At 32.0% G+C, this 17,182-nt stretch carries 19 protein-coding genes; 9 read left to right on the top strand and 10 right to left on the bottom strand.

The features are described 5' to 3' along the window. The first annotated feature begins 290 nt into the window (after positions 1-290). The 5 genes from SLW70_RS16440 (at position 291) to SLW70_RS16460 (ending at position 4,308) form a co-directional block, all read left to right on the top strand. Positions 291-821 carry a sigma-70 family RNA polymerase sigma factor gene (locus SLW70_RS16440; protein ID WP_320889759.1) on the top strand — a complete coding sequence of 177 codons (531 nt, stop codon included), beginning with the start codon at positions 291-293 and terminating at the stop codon, positions 819-821. Next, complete coding sequence (locus tag SLW70_RS16445) at positions 821-1,609, top strand: anti-sigma factor (RefSeq protein ID WP_320889760.1); 789 nt, start codon at positions 821-823, stop codon at positions 1,607-1,609. Before SLW70_RS16440 ends, SLW70_RS16445 begins: the two co-directional genes overlap by 1 nt. Positions 1,610-1,968: 359 nt before the next feature. Continuing rightward, entirely contained in the window at positions 1,969-2,928 is a 960-nt protein-coding gene (locus SLW70_RS16450; protein ID WP_320889761.1) for a tRNA-dihydrouridine synthase family protein, read from the top strand. Positions 2,929-3,150: 222 nt separating this feature from the next. Continuing rightward, positions 3,151-3,906, top strand: coding sequence for a DUF4369 domain-containing protein (locus SLW70_RS16455; RefSeq protein WP_320889762.1), 756 nt, complete (start codon positions 3,151-3,153; stop codon positions 3,904-3,906). A gap of 66 nt (positions 3,907-3,972) precedes the next feature. Continuing rightward, positions 3,973-4,308 (top strand): TlpA disulfide reductase family protein, encoded by a 336-nt coding sequence (locus SLW70_RS16460; protein WP_320889763.1) that lies wholly within the window; start codon positions 3,973-3,975, stop codon positions 4,306-4,308. 207 nt (positions 4,309-4,515) lie between these two features. On the opposite strand, the gene SLW70_RS16465 is transcribed toward SLW70_RS16460, so the two are convergent. Genes SLW70_RS16465 through SLW70_RS16475 form a run of 3 tightly spaced genes read right to left on the bottom strand, consistent with a single transcriptional unit; the run spans position 4,516 to position 7,123 of the window. Continuing rightward, the gene (locus SLW70_RS16465; protein WP_320889764.1) at positions 4,516-4,746 is read right to left on the bottom strand and encodes a hypothetical protein; all 231 of its coding nucleotides are present in this window, start codon (positions 4,744-4,746) and stop codon (positions 4,516-4,518) included. Positions 4,747-4,806: 60 nt separating this feature from the next. After that, the gene (locus SLW70_RS16470) at positions 4,807-5,715 is read right to left on the bottom strand and encodes a prohibitin family protein (RefSeq protein WP_320889765.1); all 909 of its coding nucleotides are present in this window, start codon (positions 5,713-5,715) and stop codon (positions 4,807-4,809) included. A gap of 31 nt (positions 5,716-5,746) precedes the next feature. Then, the gene (locus SLW70_RS16475) at positions 5,747-7,123 is read right to left on the bottom strand and encodes an MATE family efflux transporter (RefSeq protein ID WP_320889766.1); all 1,377 of its coding nucleotides are present in this window, start codon (positions 7,121-7,123) and stop codon (positions 5,747-5,749) included. Between the two features lie 224 nt (positions 7,124-7,347). Between SLW70_RS16475 and SLW70_RS16480 the strand changes: the two genes are divergently transcribed. After that, entirely contained in the window at positions 7,348-7,863 is a 516-nt protein-coding gene (locus SLW70_RS16480) for a hypothetical protein (RefSeq protein WP_320889767.1), read from the top strand. A gap of 53 nt (positions 7,864-7,916) precedes the next feature. Here the strand turns inward: SLW70_RS16480 and SLW70_RS16485 are convergent, their stop codons facing one another. Next, positions 7,917-8,705, bottom strand: coding sequence for a glycosyltransferase family 2 protein (locus SLW70_RS16485; protein WP_320889768.1), 789 nt, complete (start codon positions 8,703-8,705; stop codon positions 7,917-7,919). Between the two features lie 406 nt (positions 8,706-9,111). Here SLW70_RS16485 and SLW70_RS16490 point away from each other — a divergent pair, with 406 nt between their 5' ends. Then, positions 9,112-10,311: an LETM1-related biofilm-associated protein gene (locus SLW70_RS16490; protein WP_320889769.1), complete on the top strand. Its 1,200-nt coding sequence runs from the start codon at positions 9,112-9,114 to the stop codon at positions 10,309-10,311. A gap of 53 nt (positions 10,312-10,364) precedes the next feature. Here the strand turns inward: SLW70_RS16490 and can are convergent, their stop codons facing one another. From can to SLW70_RS16505, 3 genes are all read right to left on the bottom strand, one after another. After that, positions 10,365-11,000, bottom strand: coding sequence for a carbonate dehydratase (gene can / locus SLW70_RS16495; RefSeq protein WP_320889770.1), 636 nt, complete (start codon positions 10,998-11,000; stop codon positions 10,365-10,367). A gap of 94 nt (positions 11,001-11,094) precedes the next feature. Then, a complete protein-coding gene (locus tag SLW70_RS16500; RefSeq protein WP_320889771.1) occupies positions 11,095-12,750 on the bottom strand; it encodes a SulP family inorganic anion transporter in 1,656 nt (551 codons plus the stop codon). An 82-nt stretch (positions 12,751-12,832) separates the two neighbouring features. Beyond that, positions 12,833-13,120: a hypothetical protein gene (locus tag SLW70_RS16505; RefSeq protein ID WP_320889772.1), complete on the bottom strand. Its 288-nt coding sequence runs from the start codon at positions 13,118-13,120 to the stop codon at positions 12,833-12,835. 201 nt (positions 13,121-13,321) lie between these two features. Here SLW70_RS16505 and SLW70_RS16510 point away from each other — a divergent pair, with 201 nt between their 5' ends. Beyond that, positions 13,322-14,281, top strand: coding sequence for a LysR substrate-binding domain-containing protein (locus SLW70_RS16510; RefSeq protein ID WP_320889773.1), 960 nt, complete (start codon positions 13,322-13,324; stop codon positions 14,279-14,281). A 30-nt stretch (positions 14,282-14,311) separates the two neighbouring features. On the opposite strand, the gene SLW70_RS16515 is transcribed toward SLW70_RS16510, so the two are convergent. The 3 genes from SLW70_RS16515 to mnmD all read right to left on the bottom strand — a co-directional run bounded on the left by SLW70_RS16515 (position 14,312) and on the right by mnmD (position 15,710). Beyond that, positions 14,312-14,512, bottom strand: coding sequence for a hypothetical protein (locus SLW70_RS16515; RefSeq protein WP_320889774.1), 201 nt, complete (start codon positions 14,510-14,512; stop codon positions 14,312-14,314). A gap of 203 nt (positions 14,513-14,715) precedes the next feature. Beyond that, positions 14,716-14,916, bottom strand: coding sequence for a hypothetical protein (locus SLW70_RS16520; protein WP_320889775.1), 201 nt, complete (start codon positions 14,914-14,916; stop codon positions 14,716-14,718). Between the two features lie 125 nt (positions 14,917-15,041). Then, the gene (mnmD, locus tag SLW70_RS16525) at positions 15,042-15,710 is read right to left on the bottom strand and encodes a tRNA (5-methylaminomethyl-2-thiouridine)(34)-methyltransferase MnmD (RefSeq protein ID WP_320889776.1); all 669 of its coding nucleotides are present in this window, start codon (positions 15,708-15,710) and stop codon (positions 15,042-15,044) included. Positions 15,711-16,018: 308 nt separating this feature from the next. Here mnmD and SLW70_RS16530 point away from each other — a divergent pair, with 308 nt between their 5' ends. After that, on the top strand, positions 16,019-17,089 hold the full coding sequence (locus SLW70_RS16530) for a branched-chain amino acid aminotransferase (protein ID WP_320889777.1): 1,071 nt from the start codon (positions 16,019-16,021) through the stop codon (positions 17,087-17,089). The last annotated feature ends 93 nt before the right edge of the window (positions 17,090-17,182 follow it).

The raw sequence follows: 17,182 nt of genomic DNA on the forward strand, positions 1-17,182 counted from the left end.
TTACGGGAACGGATGGTTTATGGTTTTAAAAAAAGTAAAAAAAAGTGAAATTAATTTTCAATCCACTGATTAACAGTTGATTAAAATATATTTATTTTATTACTATTTTAAAGATACGTATTTTATCATTTTGTAACTATAACAAAGATATGAGCCCTTATGTCTTGCTGGTGGCACGCCTAAAATATTTCTAAAACCAAAATTATTTTTACAACGTAGTATTTATATGTTAAATAAAGCCAATTGTAAATTAGTTTATATAAGTTTGTAATAGATAAATAGACCTTATTATGACCCAAGAAGAGTTATTAGTTTTGATTTATAAAAAAGATGCAAAAGCGTTCACACATCTATATGATATGTACTCGAAAAGCTTGTTTGCTGTAATTAATGTCCTTGTCAAAAATACCGAAGAAGCCGAGGATGTGCTCCAAGAGGTATTTGTTAAGATTTGGAAAAACATTGATTCCTATAATGAGAGTAAAGGCCGTTTTTATACTTGGATTCTCAATATAGCTCGAAATTCCTCCATAGATAAGTTACGTTCTAAAAACTTTAACAACAGTCAAAAAAACCTTTCCTCTGATAATTTCGTAAATCTATTAGATGACAGTAACAAACTGACAAACAAGGTAGACACTATAGGTATTCATGAATTTGTCAAGAGGCTAAAGCCAAAGTGTATTCAAATCATCGATTTATTGTTCTTTAAAGGGTATACCCAACAAGAAGCTGCAGAAGAGTTGGAAATTCCGCTAGGAACAGTAAAAACACACAATAGGAATTGTATAAATGATTTAAGAACCTACTTGAAAGTATAATGGAAAATAAAGAATATATAGCATCAGGAATCTTAGAACTTTACGTTTACGGCTTACTCAGTGAGGCCGAAAACGAAGAGATTGCCATGCGCGCCAAAAATGACCCCGAAATACAAGCTGAAATCGTTTCGATAGAGAAATCAATCATTGCTTTATCATCGAGTTTTTCCCCTTTTAATTCAGTGGGTAATTATGAGCGAATCAAAGAAAAACTAGACTTAAACCCAAGTCCAAAAGTAATAGAACTAGAACCTAAAAGAAACATTTCACACTATTTAGGTTGGGCTGCTGCCGTTATTTTGCTAATGGGAATTGGTTTTATGTATAACCAACTGACTGTTACAACAAACCAAGTGGTGAATGCTGAAACAGAAAAATCTAAAATTGAAAAGGAATTAAATACCTTAACCCTCGAAAACAAAGCTATTGAATCAAGCTTAGCTATTATAAGAGACACAAATACAACAGTCGTTGCCCTAGGTGGACAGGCTGTTGCTCCAGAGTCCTACGCTAAAGTGTACTGGAATAAAGAAGCTCAAAAAGTATATATTGATGCTTCGGGTTTACCTGAACCACCAAAAGGAATGGTGTACCAAGTATGGTCACTAAAATTGAATCCACTTACACCTACGAGCATTGGACTATTGGATAATTTTAATGATAATGATAAACGATTATTCCCTATAAATGCGATTATCGATGCAGAAGCTTTCGGTATCACATTGGAACCAGCGGGAGGAAGTTTAACACCTACTATGGAACAATTGTATACTTTAGGAAAAGTATAATTTTAAATTATAAAGCTATTTTAAAAAGCAGTCTTTCGAAGGAGAGTCTGCTTTTTGTTTTCAATAAAGAGTAAATATTGATAGAAATTTGTGATTAGAAATTAGACACAAATTACACTAATTTACACGAAAACTTACTGATTTAATAATTTCATGAATCTGCCTTAGGCAGATAAAAATTAGTGTAATTTTATAACTCTTATAATTTGTGCTAATTAGTGCAATTCGTGTCTATCCTTTTTATTGTTTATAATATTTTACATAAAGGAAATAAACCTCATTAATTATTAAAATGTTTCGCTTTCCTCAAATAGACAATATTAATACAAACTAGCCTATCTTTGCATTTTAATACAAAAATGAGCTATACCCTACTTTCTTCACCTTTACAAGGTTTTACAGATTACCGCTTTAGAAATGCCCAAAATAAAATCTTTGGTGGCATTGATACTTTTTATGCTCCTTACATTCGCCTGAACGGAAAACTAGATATTAAATCTTCATACCAAAGGGATTTAGCATTAGAGAATAACAATACCTTAGAAGTGATTCCGCAAGTGATTACTAATGATGCCGAGGAATTTTTATTTGTGGCCAAATATGTTCAGGAATTAGGTTACAAGGAACTGAATTGGAATTTAGGCTGCCCTTACCCGATGGTGACCAAGTGCGGAATGGGTTCAGGACTCATCAGTAATACGGAACGAATTAATGCTGTCCTTGATAAAGTTCACTCAGAAACAGATATTATTGTTTCGATGAAAATGCGATTGGGCTATGACACTACCGAAGAAATCCTAGATGTTTTTCCTATCTTAGAACGATACCCTATTAAAAATGTAGCTATTCATGCCCGTATTGGAAAACAACTGTATAAAGGTGGTGTTCACCTAGATGCTTTTCAAGAATGCATCAATTCAACAAAATTGAAATTGTACTATAACGGCGATATTACCTCTGTAGCAAGTTTTAAAGCTATGCAAGAACGTTTCCCCAGCATTGATCACTGGATGATAGGGAGAGGATTAATTGCAGATCCTTTTTTACCAACTATGATTAAAAATGATACTACTCTTTATCCTGATAATAAAATAGAATTGTTTAGCACTTTTCATGACACTTTGTATGAAGGCTATAGCCAATCCTTATCAGGAGCTACTCATATTTTATTAAAGATGCACCATTTATGGGAATATTTTTCAGTTCTTTTTGCGAATCCACACAAAGTGCATAAAAAAATAAAAAAAGCAAAAAGTATCAAGAACTACGAACAAGCTGTCAAGGAAATCTTAAAGGAAGAAAGCCAAATTAGAATCTAAAATTTACCATAATTCTAGGCTTAAAATTGAAGATAGTTCCAGCTAAGCTAAGCCCTTTCTTTTTTAGTTTGACAATAAACAATAGATAAACAGCTCAACTACTTACAAATAACACAAAATAAAAAAATCGAATTATAACAAAATTTTAGGTAGTAAAATGAATCTACTTAGATATTTTTATAATACTTTTGTTCGCTTAACGTAATAACTAATTTAACTGTAATGAAAAAATTATTTTTTTTACTTTCTGCTTCTCTTTTATTAATGTCATGTAGCAAAGACAAGTATACAATTTCAGGAACTATTAAAGGTCTTGAAGACGGAAAAACAATTATCCTTGAGACACAAGATGAAAGTGGAATGGGATTAAAATCAATTGATACTGTAAAAGTTGAAAATGGGAAATTCGTTTTTGAAGGAAAAGCATTAGAGCCATCTTTCCATACTTTACAAATCGAAGGAGTACAAGGAAAAGTGCCATTCATCTTAGAAAATGGTGATATAACAATTACTGTTGATAAAGACAGTATTCAAAAATCTAAAGTTTCAGGAACATACAACAATGATGAGTATGTGAAATTTAACGAGGAAATTAAAGTAATCCAAAAGAAATTAATGGATTTCCAAACTCAAAATACTGAAAAAATGAATCTTGCTCAACAAACTAAAGATACTGCTGTAATCAATGGTTTGATGCAAGAATTTTCTAAAATTCAAGAAGAAGTTGGAAACGCTTCAAAAGCAAAATATATTGGATACGCTGAAACGCATCCTAAAGCTTTAATCAGTGCTTTAATCATCCAAGGAATGTTGAATGATCCAACTGCTGATGTTAAAAAAGCAGAATCAATCTACAATGGATTTGAAGAATCATTGAAAAACACAAAACCAGGAAAAGCGATTAAAACTAAACTTGGTGAAATCAAAAATCCAGCTGTAGGCGCTACAACTCCTCCAGCTCCAGGAGCAAGCAACTGAAGATCAGATTTCTCTGCTCCTAACCCTGATGGAAAAGTAATTTCCCTTAAAGAAAGTTTAGGAAAAGTGACCATCGTTGACTTTTGGGCTTCTTGGTGCGCACCATGCCGTCAAGAAAACCCTAATGTAGTTGCTCTTTACAATGAATTCCACGCTAAAGGATTAAACATTATTGGTGTGTCTTTAGACAAAGACAAAGCCAAATGGAAAGAAGCCATTGCAAAGGATAAATTGAGTTGGACTCATGTTTCTAATTTGAAATTTTGGGACGAACCGATAGCAAAACAATACGGTGTAGAAGCTATTCCTGCAACTTTTATACTTGATGCTTCAGGAAAAATAGTTGCAAAAGACTTAAGAGGAGACGCTCTAAGAGCAAAAATCACTGAGCTTTTAAAATAAGCTCCTTCTCAAAATAACACATAAAAAAAGCACAAGCTCATAATAATGAGTCTTGTGCTTTTTTACTTTTCAGAATATCTTATTTAACCTAAATTACGTATTGGAACATGGACAGCACAGATTTTAATAGTTTTATAACCTAAAACCTCCGGAAACATGCCTAATCTGCGTGAAAAAAACCAATAAAATCCTAATGCGCATTTTAGTTTAATCATTCTCATAGCGCTCCATTTCGCGATCATAAAATGAATTAGCCGCTTCAATTAAGCCTTCCATTTCTGCATTTAATTCGGCTTCATCTAGATCTTCGGCTTCCTCCATAAACTCTACTTCATCATCTTTTAGGTTGATGATAAATCTAGGATAATCTAAGTGAATGATAAAAATATCGTCTGGACAATCGGTATTGTCACCCAGTAAAAATTTTGGTAATTCCATTTTTGTTTGTTTACCCGCAAAGTTCGCAAAGTTATTTGCAAAATCTACAGAATTAATTAATTATTTATCCGAAAGAATAATTGGAGCACTATTCCCTTTTCCCATAAAAATTATTTTGGTATTTGGTGATGCCGCCAATTCTTTTTGTGCTTTTATAAATTCGTATTGTAATTGTTTATCTGTTAAACCCAGAGAAATAATACGTTGGTAATCAGCAATACCCTGTGCTTCTACCCTTTTACGCTCTGCTTCTTGTTTTTCTTTCTGCAATACAAACTGCATTTTTTGAGCGTCTTGTTCTGCATTAATCTTACTTTCGATTGTCCTTTTCACCGAAGCAGGCAAATTGATATTTCGAATAAGTAACTGCTCTAAAATCAATCCTCTCTTTTTGAAATCAGATTCAATGTTCTTAAATATGCGTGTTTGAAATTCATTTCTTTTAGTAGAATATAAGGCAACTGCATCATAATAAACAGCATTGTCACGAATACGAGTTCTTGTTACAGGACGCACAATTTTATCTGTATAATTAACCCCAATTTCTTTAAAAATCCTTGGCGATTCAGTTGATAACACACGGTATAAGACCGTCAAATCAATAACAACCTCTAATCCATCATTGGACAAAACACGAATGGCATCATCACCTTGTTGCGCTCCTTCTCCATGTTCTGCAGACATGGTATAATTTTGTGTTTGAATATCAAATATCGTCACATCTAGTAACGGATTAATAATATGTAATCCGCTTTCAAGTGTTCCCGACTGCACATTACCGAATAGCGATTTCACTCCAACTTTTCCAGCATCTACTTGCTTGAATGCGGTTGAAAAAACACCAATACACAGCAAAAACAAACCGATTATTCTAAATACTGTAGCGTATTTAGTAAGAGGACCATAATTATTTTTTGAGGTAAAACTAATCACCAATAACACTATTCCTAGAAAAATAAATACAATCATCTTTAGTCTTTTAAATCATTAATAAATGGAACTAACCACACCTACTAATCAATTGTTTAGTCAAATGGTTAAAGCGAAGATACAAAAATAAAGCCGCTGTAGACAATCCTGCCAAAAGTCCGATCCATATTCCAATTGCTTTTAAAGAAGTATAAAGTCCTAACCAAATACAAATAGGAAATCCAACAACCCAATAGGCCACAAAAGTAATATACATAGGGATTTTCACATCTTGCAACCCTCTCAAAGCTCCTAACATCACTACTTGAATTCCATCAGATATTTGAAAAACGGCAGCTACTAATAACAGATGAGAAGCTACTCTTACCACCTCTTGATTTTGAATCACATCAGTAACATTTGAAGTATCAATAAACCATGTTGGTAAAACGGTATGCATCAAAACAAAGAATATTGCAAAACCCATCTCTAGTAAAATTGCTAATAAAAAAATCGACAAGGCCACCATTCGCAACTTCTTATAATCCTTCAATCCTTTTTGGTTACCTACTCTAATAGTGGCCGCCACACTTAGTCCCATAGCAAACATAAATGTAAATGAAGCTAAACTCAACGCAATTTGGTTTGCCGCCTGATTTGCAACTCCTATACAGCCTGATAGCCAAACTGCGCCAGTAAACAAAGCCACTTCAAAAAACATTTGCATGGCCGATGGCGCCCCTAATTTTATAATAGCAATATTAACTGTTTTCTGCATTTTGCGGATAGCAAATCCTTCAAAAAAAGGATGAAACTTGGCATTACGACTCATCTTATAATGCAAATACCACAACATTGCAAAACGCGAAACCAGCGTCCCGATAGCAGCCCCCATAAATCCTAATTTTGGAAAACCTAAAGCACCGTAGATTAGAACATAATTCAAAAATACATTAATTAGATTCCCAAAAATAGTCGCCCACATGGAGTACTTAGTTTCACTCATTCCATCTGCAAATTGCTTATACCCCTGAAAAACAATCAAAGGAACTAACGAAAAAGCAATAACATCCAGAAAAGGTTTTGCTAAACTAACGACGTTTTCAGGCTGCCCCATTAATTCAACTACTGGTTTAAATAGCAGAATTACACCAAAAAGTACAAATCCCAAAATACTACATAAATAGAGTCCATGATGAAAGACAGTCCTTCCTTCAGCTATATCTTTTTTACCATCGGCTGCAGCTGCCATAGGTGTAATTGCTGTCGAAAAACCAATTCCCAATGACATCGCTATAAAAACAAAGCTATTTGCCAAAGAAGCAGCGGCTAATTCGGTTGGACCAATGCGCCCCACCATAATATTATCAATAATCCCCACTATAGTATGTCCTAGCATTCCTAAAATGATGGGATAGGCTAATTTAAAATTATACGAGAATTCTTTAGTGTACGTCTGAAAATTCAATTTAAAAATATTTTTTTTGAGCGAGCAAAGGTAAGCAGATGGATTGATATTCATCTCAATTGTCAATCATATTAAACACTCAATTACCCCAACTACTTTGGCAATCTAAAAATTCTATAACAAAACCCAAAAATTCTATAACAACAAGCGTCATCGAAGGCAATACATTTGTCTTAATGCTACTTTAAGCATAAAAAAGTAATATAAATTAAAATACCTTAATCATGAAAAGCAAGAACAACATCAGAATCACATTCACCTTAGCCATTAGTTTACTATTTACTTATGCTATAAATGCACAAAAAACAGAAGCAGCGAAATACGATCAAGGATTCCGTTTAGGATTCGGACTTAATGCGGGAGTTCCTACCGACGAAGACGTTTACAACTATGCCCTAGGCGCAGATGCTAGACTACAATACGATTTATCCAAGAAGACATCTTTAATTTTAACAACAGGATTCACCAATTTATTTATTAGTAACGACCGAAAAGATCTAGGAATTGTCCCTGTAAAAGCTGGTTTTAAAGCCTTTGTATGGGAAGACCAGTTTTATGTTTTAGGTGAAGTAGGTGGTGCTTTTGCTGTTACCAATGGAGCAAACCAACATACCTACCTTTACGCTCCCGGAATAGGATATGCGACAAAATATATTGATGTAAGCGTACGTTATGAAGGTTATACAGAATATGACACTAACCAAGTTGCCTTGAGATTGGCATACGGTTTCAAACTATAAAATCAACACCCAAAAAAAGTAATGTGATTAAAATGATATATCCTTTAATCACATTACTTTATATATTTATCTATTCCGTTGACTACTCTAATCGTTTTATTTAAAACAGTCTCTTTTTCCATTCTTTCATTCAATTCTAAATTTTCATTTAAATTGACTTTATGGTAAATGTGATAAATAATCCCAGCATAACGTATCCTTTTAGCTTTTACACGATTGTTTCCTAAGCGAATAGCTAAATCAGAATCTTCCCTTCCCCAACCTTCAAAATCCTCATTATACCCGTTGACAGCAATCAAATCATCCCTCCAAAAAGAAACATTACAACCTCTGAATTTTTCAGAAATACCAAAATAAGATTTATAAAGTCGTGACAACGAAGGGATATACAGACTTCTTGTTTTATTTTTGATTTCTTTTGAGAAAAAATTGAAGGATATTTTTTTACTCGCAATAACAGTGGCTACAAATTGAGGAAGTATATTTACTCTTGAACCATAGAGATAAACACCTTTTTCAGAAAAACGAATGTGATCAGCAACAAATTCAGAATGAATAATACAATCACCATCTATTTGAATTATATAATCAACCAATGTAGCAGCAATTGCCTTATTTAAAATTTTAGCCTTCCTAAATCCTTTATCTTTTTGCCAAATATGCTTTATTGGAATCAAACTATATTTTACAAATTCTTCAATTAACAGTTTAGTTTTTTCATTTGAACCATCATCAGCGATAAGAATTTCGTCGGGCAAAACAGTTTGCGCCAAAATACTTTTTAAAACTAACTCTAGGGACTCTGGCCAATTATAGGTTGAAACAAGTAATGCTACTTTCATTTAATTAATTACTATTGGGACAATGCCCATTATATTTTATCTTCACTTATAGCAAAGCTTATCTTGAGGACTATTTTAAATTGAAATGCTAATATATAAAATTAGTGAGATAGCAAAAATACCAATGCTTTCATTAATCTATAATAATTTTAACAAAAAATTTTATTGATTTTCATACAATTCTTTAAAAAACAAATAAGGCTGTAAATTCCCTATTTTTATTATGGAAATAATTAAAACAAAAAACAATCACTTTACTTTTTTGCTCTATTCAACTACAAATATACTTGATATTTCAAATCTTCAACTAAACCAATTTTATTAAACGCCTTGATAACCAAAATTTAATTTAAACTTTTCAATAAAAGCTTAAAATGAATTAGCTTTGTAATTTCAAAACAATGACATGATTAACCCTTCGGCTCCTGGTTGGATAGATAAATATTTCTCAAAACAATCACCGTCAAAATCTATTTTGACTAATGATTTGGATTCGTTTTACCATAAAATTAGAAAGACCGGTTTTATTTATGGTCATATTGTTTCATTTGAAACAGATACGCCAATCGACACTAAAGGCTGGGTTCAGAACGAGATACCAAAAGTAGCGTTACTAAACATTCTACACGCCACATATAAATTGCACTATCAAGACAAAACATCTGAACAGTTTTTGACCAAGGCACTTGATTTTTACAATGCGATGAGCCCACAAAGCTTTAGTTTGTTTAAAAAAGTACTCCCGAATGGTTCCGCTTCCTTCAATTTAGAAAAAATCATTGATAGTCGGGTTCAAACCAATATTGACATTGTGAGTAAAAATTTTTCACACATTGTCACCAATGCTTTGCTCTTTGTTGATGTATTGGCTTTTCACCAATACTTAACACATAGTGAATTGCCTGATAAATATTTAAAGCGAATTGAAGAAGCCATCATTGGAGTGGTCTCATTATCCTTAAAAACAAAAACTAATAAATCAAAATATGATGATTTATTAATCAAACTCTTTGAAGCTTCTGTTCGTTACAGCAAATTCTCAAATGTCAATATTCAAAATATTGAGGAATTAAAGCTTACTTATTTCAAGTCCAATTTAGAAAAATACTACATCCTTGATATGGCAGGAATGTCACTCTGGAGTGATGGAAAAATTGAAAACGAAGAGGCTTATTTTCTATATAAACTAGCTGAAAACATTTCTATTCCAGATGAATTTGTAGCTACCAGCATTGCTGAAACTGACCATTTTATCTCAAGCTACAAAAAAGAGATTCCTTATTTTAATTATTCAAATCCTGTTAAACATTTTTACGACCAAACCACACAAAATGTTGAAACTTTAATTACTAGAAATAAAAATCGACTCTTCAAGGAAATCACTCAGAGTAAAGAATTAATGATTCTACTAGCTAATTCAACAAGAAGAGATTTGGACGAAAAAGAAAAGAAAAAGGTTAAAAAACACCTTTTAGACATCTGTAAAACGATTCCATCGCTTACTATTTTCTTACTGCCTGGAGGAAGTTTACTCTTACCAATCCTTATTAAGTTTATTCCCAAAATGCTGCCTTCTGCATTTAATGAAAATCTAGATAATGAATAAAAAAAATATCGCTTTAATAGCGATATTTTTTTTATTCATTGAAGCAATCAAGCTTATAATTTTAATTGATACACTTCTTCCAGTCCTTGATTAGAACTAAAATTAACATCTAAATCAGTTACATAACCTGAATTCAATCCATAAACCCAACCGTGAATAGTCAAATCTTGCTTGTTTTTCCATGCACCTTGAACGATTGATGTTTTGCACAAATCAAATACTTGCTCTTTTACATTAATCTCCACAAAGGCATTAAAACGGTCATTTTCATCTGGAATAGAATCTAAATATTCATTATGTAAACGATAAACATCTTTAATATGTCTAATCCAGTTATCAATAATTCCTATAGATTGATTCCCCATTGCAGCTTTGATACCCCCACAACCATAGTGACCACAAACAATAACATGTTTCACTTTTAATACATTGACTGCATAATCCAAAACACTTAACATATTCATATCAGAGTGAACCACCATATTGGCAATATTACGATGCACAAAAACCTCACCAGGCTTAGCCCCGATGATTTCATTTGCCGGTACTCTACTATCAGAACATCCAATCCACAACAATGGCGGTGTTTGTCCTTTGGCTAAGTCTGCAAAAAAATTAGCGTCAAGAGCCAATTTTGATTCAACCCATTCTTTGTTATTATCAATTATTTTTTTATAAAAATCATCCATTTTTTACTGTTTTATTTTTACTATTATACTTAATCAAATTAAGAACTAATATAGTATCTTTTTTATTTTTTTCAACTAAAAAAAGAAAACTTATTTATTCTTTGATTTCATTTACAATTGTTTCTTTCTTTATCATTTTACGTTTTGCAACATCGTAATAATGCTCCAACGTAACATGATTAGCAGAATCAGGAGAATTTTCTAAATCATAAGCCTTTTTAAAGCCTTTTAGTTTTACTTTAATATTCTCTTCTTTAGCTCTATTTTCCTTAAATTCACTAATTAAGTCCAAAATATCATGAGCTATATATACTGTATCATGAGCATTGATAATTACACTAGAGTTTTCAGGTATAGAATTCAACGTTAGTTTAATAGCAGCCTTATTTAAGAATGATACTTCTTGTGCTAAATCAATGTGAATTACATCTCCATCAACATATTCTTCTTTCTTAAAACTGTAAGCTCTCTTTAAATTCCCTCTCAAAATAAAAATGATACTAATAATCATCCCTAGCATTACTCCTTTTAATAAATCCGTAGCCACAACAGCAACCAAAGTAGCTATAAAAGGTACAAACTGATACTTACCTTTTTCCCAAAAATGAAGAAAAGTAGCTGGCTTAGCCAATTTGTATCCAATTAAAATTAAAATCGTAGCAAGAGTAGCCAAAGGTATCTTATTCAAAAGAACGGGAATAGACAAAACACTCAACAACAGTAAACTTCCATGAATAATAGTTGACATCTTTGATTTAGCTCCAGCATTACAGTTGGCCGAAGAACGAACTACTACTGAAGTCATTGGTAAACCTCCCAATAATGAGCTTACAATATTCCCTACACCTTGCGCTTTTAACTCCACATTTGTATTGGTATATCTTTTTTGAGGATCCATCCTATCAGCAGCTTCTATACATAATAAGGTTTCAATTGAGGCGACTATTGCTATGGTCATCCCTGTAACCCAAACTTTTGGATTTAGAAATGCCGAAAAATTAGGCGTTGTAATAATGCCTTTAAATTCTTCTATTGAAGTTGGAACTGGTAAAGAAACTAAATGACTTTTGGAAATTGCAAATTCACTACCCGATTGTATAAAAATTTCATTTAAAACAATTCCAGAGATAACAGCTACCAATGCACCAGGGACTAATTTTATTTTTTTAAGAAATGAAACTTTATCCCAAGAAATAAGAATAATTAACGAAGTTATAGTAACCAATACTGCCCCTATTTGTATATGATTAAAAATTTCAAATAAAGATGAAAAAGAATTATCACCATTACTTTGCACAAAAGACTGATCCCCTTCATAATCAGCATCATAACCAAATGCATGTGGTATCTGCTTTAAAATGATAATTACACCAATACCCGCTAACATCCCCTCAATTACATTTGTCGGGAAATAATTGGAAATACTTCCCGCTTTCAAAAAGCCTAGTCCTAACTGGAGCAAACCAGCAATAAAAACCGACATTAAAAAGACGTCAAAAGCTCCAAAATCTGTAATAGCGGTTAACACAATAGCGGTTAACCCCGCAGCTGGCCCCGAAACACTAATATGTGATTGACTTAGATATCCAACTACTAATCCACCTATGACTCCCGAAATAATACCTGAAAATAAAGGAGCTCCCGAAGCCATTGCAATACCCAAACACAGTGGCAAAGCCACCAAGAAAACTACTAAACCAGAAGCAAAATCAGACTTAAGGTTAGCAAAAAGATTAATTTTTTTCGACATAATATTTTGTAAAATAATTAGACTTAAAAAAGACTGCTATTCAAAAATGAAACAGAATTTTCAATATGTAAAAACAAAAACATTATGCAATATCAGGAGGAGGGGAAAATATCTTAGATGAAACATTATCGTGTTTTGATAAATTTTCAGACTGAATCAAGTTAGATTTTTCAATTTTTATCACAAGAAAATCAGAATTCAACAGCTGATTACAAGCGTATACCTTAACCTCTTTACTATGAGAATGCTCTTCTTCTGAAAATTTATAAAACATAGAAACATCACATTTCTTTTCTATCAACGTCACTACAGTAGGAGTCAATAAAAAAGCAATAAACAAAAAAAGAAATAGTTTTGCGATTAGTCTCATAACTACAAAAATATGTTTATTATAAAAAATACAAGCTAAAATACATAAAATTAAAAAAATATTAACATCATTTTTAACAAAAAAGTATTATTTCATTGCAAATCTGAACTTTAAAGTTGTAAAAAATGACAGCCAATAAATCCAAAAAATAAGAATAAATTTAATTTATAGTTTTTATATTTACATCATAAAATACTATCGATGACAATCACACAATTAAAATATGTTTTGGCCGTAGCCGAACACAAAAACTTCACACTAGCAGCCGAAAAATGCTTCGTTACTCAACCTACTTTGAGTATGCAAATTCAAAAAATAGAAGAAGAATTAAGTATCACTATATTTGATAGAACCAAAAAGCCTATTCAGCTTACAGATATAGGACAAAAAATAGTTTCACAAGCTAAAAACATTGTTATTGAAGCCGACCGTATTCAAGACATTGTCGAACAACAAAAAGGGTTTATAGGAGGCGAATTCAGATTAGGCATCATCCCTACCATTATGCCTACTTTACTTCCTATGTTTTTAAATAATTTCATTAAAAAACACCCGAAGGTTAAACTTATTATTGAAGAACTAAACACCGATGAGATAATTACAAAACTAAACAATGGTCATCTTGATGCCGCCATTGCAGCCACCCCTTTGATGGAAGAAAAAATCAAAGAAATTGTTCTTTACTACGAGCCTTTTGTGGCTTACATCCCTGAGAACCATCAACACTTTCAAAAGCAAGAAATCGAAGTAGACGACCTTAATCTCGATGAAATTTTACTATTACAAGACGGACACTGTTTTAGAGATGGAATTTTAAACTTGTGTAAAAACAACACTCAAAACGGAACAAATCGTTTTCAAATTGAAAGCGGAAGTTTTGAGACCTTAATAAAATTAGCAAACGAAGGTCTAGGAACCACCTTATTACCATTTTTACATACCTTAGATTTAAAAGAATCGGACAAAGTAAAACTACGTCATTTTGTCGAACCGAAACCAGCGAGAGAAATCAGCTTGATTTATCCAAAAAGTGAATTGAAAATTCAAATTATCGACGCACTGAGAAGCACAATTTCAGGAATAATAAAAGGAGCTATCATATTTCAAAACGTTGAAATAATAAGTCCTTTACAAAATAAAGAAAGAAACCTTAGAGGATAAGATTTCTTTCTTTGGGGCAAATAGGGCAAACTATTTTTTTACTACTACATAAATTAACTCTTTCAAATCTGGTTTCTCATTTGTAAAATAAAAAAGCCAGTTCCTTAAATGCTCCATTTCATGAGGCAATAAATTCCTTATTGCCTTTTTAAGTTCTTTCAAAAACAGCTCAGGGTTAAAACTTACTCTTTCGAGCACCTCTTTCGTATAATCATAAATCATTCTAGACATAGCAGGTAGATTTAAAAGTTACTATTTTAATACTGCTAAATGTATAAAAAAAACGAATAGAAAAACAGCAAAATAAAGATTAAATGCGTTTTTCATCGATAAAATACACTAAAATAGTTTTAAAGTAAGTTTTAGAGTACGAATATAAAATTACATCTGTTTTAAATGTAAGACACAAAAAAAGGAACCTATAGGTTCCTTTTTTATATGTTTTCAACTAATAACAAACATTCTTTCAATTCAGGTTTTTCGACCACATACTCAAAAAGCCATTCTTTTAATTTCTCTAATTCGAAAGGTAAAAGTGTTTTAACTGCTTTTTCCAATTCTTTTCTAAATAATAACAGATCAAAGCTTACTCTTTCTAATATTGATTTGGTATAATCAAACATAACTTTAGACATAACTAAGGATTTGAGGTTTAAAATTTATTTATTACTTCGTAAAAATACATTTTTTATAAATAACTCCTAAGCATAACAACGTAATTTTATTAAAATATTGTGTTAATAACAAAAATCCAAAACTATCAAACGAAACCTTTTGTTGCCCTTAACATCTCCCGCTTACCTGGAGGACCAGCTAATTTTTCTACAGAAAAACCAACTTCAATCATACTTCTTTTCACTACTCCTCTTGCAGCATAAGTCACCAAAACACCATTATCTTTTAGGGCTGCAAACATTTTCTGAAAAATCTCAGTACTCCATAATTCAGGTTGTACTCGATAACCGAAAGCATCAAAATAAATTAAATCATATTTCCCTCTATCATTAATCTCTTGAAACAATTGTTTTCTCTTTGTCAAAACAAAATCAACATCCATTTCCGATGTAGATTCCCAATCCGAAACATGCATTTTGTTAAAAATTCCCGAAAAATGATTGACTTTTAATTCATCTATATAGTTCATAGCTTCCAATTCTTGGGAACTAATAGGATATGCCTCAACTCCAGTATAATCAATTTTTTGTTTCAATCGTTTACTCTCTATGTAGGTAACAAAAGCATTTAAACCAGTACCAAATCCGATTTCTAGGATAGCAATATTTTTATTTTCGAATAAAGACAAACCATTTTTTATAAACACATGTTGTGCTTCTTGGATAGCACCGTGTTTTGAATGATAACTTTCATTCCAATCTTTAATATGAATGGTGGTTGACCCATCAAGGGTTTGTATAATTTCTCTCTCCAAAATTTTAAATTAATCTATTATAAGATTCTCACTATGAGAAAACAGTCCAAAAATAACCAAAACAAAAACATATAATTGAAAAAAAACTATTTATATTAGCTATTCTACATAAATAATCACCGAATCATTATTTTTTTTAAAATATAAACAATTAACAATTTATTACCATATTTAATAGTAGAATGACACCCTTTTTAGTCTTTTTTATTTAATTTTGCTAACTATTAAAGTTCACTTATAATTATTCTATTGATTATGATTTGTAAGTGATTCACTTTTAAAAAAATAAAACAAAATATTACCCAACTATGAGTACAACTCAAACTGACAAAATTGAAATAAACAAAGTAGCTACTTCAAAAATAAACGAAGTAGATTTTGAAAATTTAAGCTTTGGTTCTGTTTTTACAGATCATTTATTAGAGTGTGATTTTAAAAATGGTGAGTGGCAAAAACCCGTCATTAAACCATACGCTCCCTTTTTGTTAGACCCTTCAGCTCGTGTATTTCATTATGGTCAAGCTATCTTTGAAGGAATGAAAGCCTACAAAGATGAGGACGATTCTATTTGGCTTTTTAGACCAGATGAAAACTTCCGTCGTTTTAACTCTTCAGCTGTTAGAATGGCTATGCCAGAAGTTCCCGAAGAAGTATTCATGGAAGGATTGAACCATTTACTAAAGTTAGATCACGAATGGATCAAAAAAGGATTAGGAAACACCCTTTATATTAGACCGTTCTTAATTGCTACGGGACAAGGTGTTGTAGCTAATCCATCTGATGATTATAAATTCATGATCATATTATCACCTGCTAAAGCATATTATTCTGGAGAAGTAAAAGTACTGATTGCAGAGCACTATAGTAGAGCGGCTAATGGTGGTATTGGAGCAGCAAAAACTGCTGGAAATTATGCAGGTCAATTTTACCCAACTAATTTAGCCAACAAAGAAGGATTCCAACAAATCATCTGGACTGACGATGCTACGCATACAAAACTAGAAGAAGCAGGTACGATGAATGTATTTTTTAGAATCAACGATACTTTATTCACTGCTCCTGTAAGCGAGAGAATTCTAGACGGTGTGACTCGAAAAAGCCTTATCGACATGGCTAAGAAAGAAGGAATTAATGTAGAAGTTCGACCAGTCCTTGTTTCAGAAATCATCGAAGCTGTTAAAAACGGAACTTTGAAAGAAATATTTGGAGCAGGAACGGCTGCAGTAGTAAGTCCTATCTCTGGGTTTTCATACAGAAACGAATATTTTGAATTACCAAAAATTGAAAATTCAATTGCTTCTCAATTGAAAGATAAATTAACAAATCTTCAACATAAATTGACAGAAGATCCTTTTGGCTGGACCGTTAAAGTATCTTAACAAATACAAACACAAAAAAGAGCGATTCTCAAATTAATTGAAATCGCTCTTTTTTTTTTACAATTAATAAACCGTCTAAATAAATTCAGACGG

It is taken from the genome of Flavobacterium sp. NG2 (assembly GCF_034119845.1).
In the GTDB taxonomy this organism is placed as follows: domain Bacteria; phylum Bacteroidota; class Bacteroidia; order Flavobacteriales; family Flavobacteriaceae; genus Flavobacterium.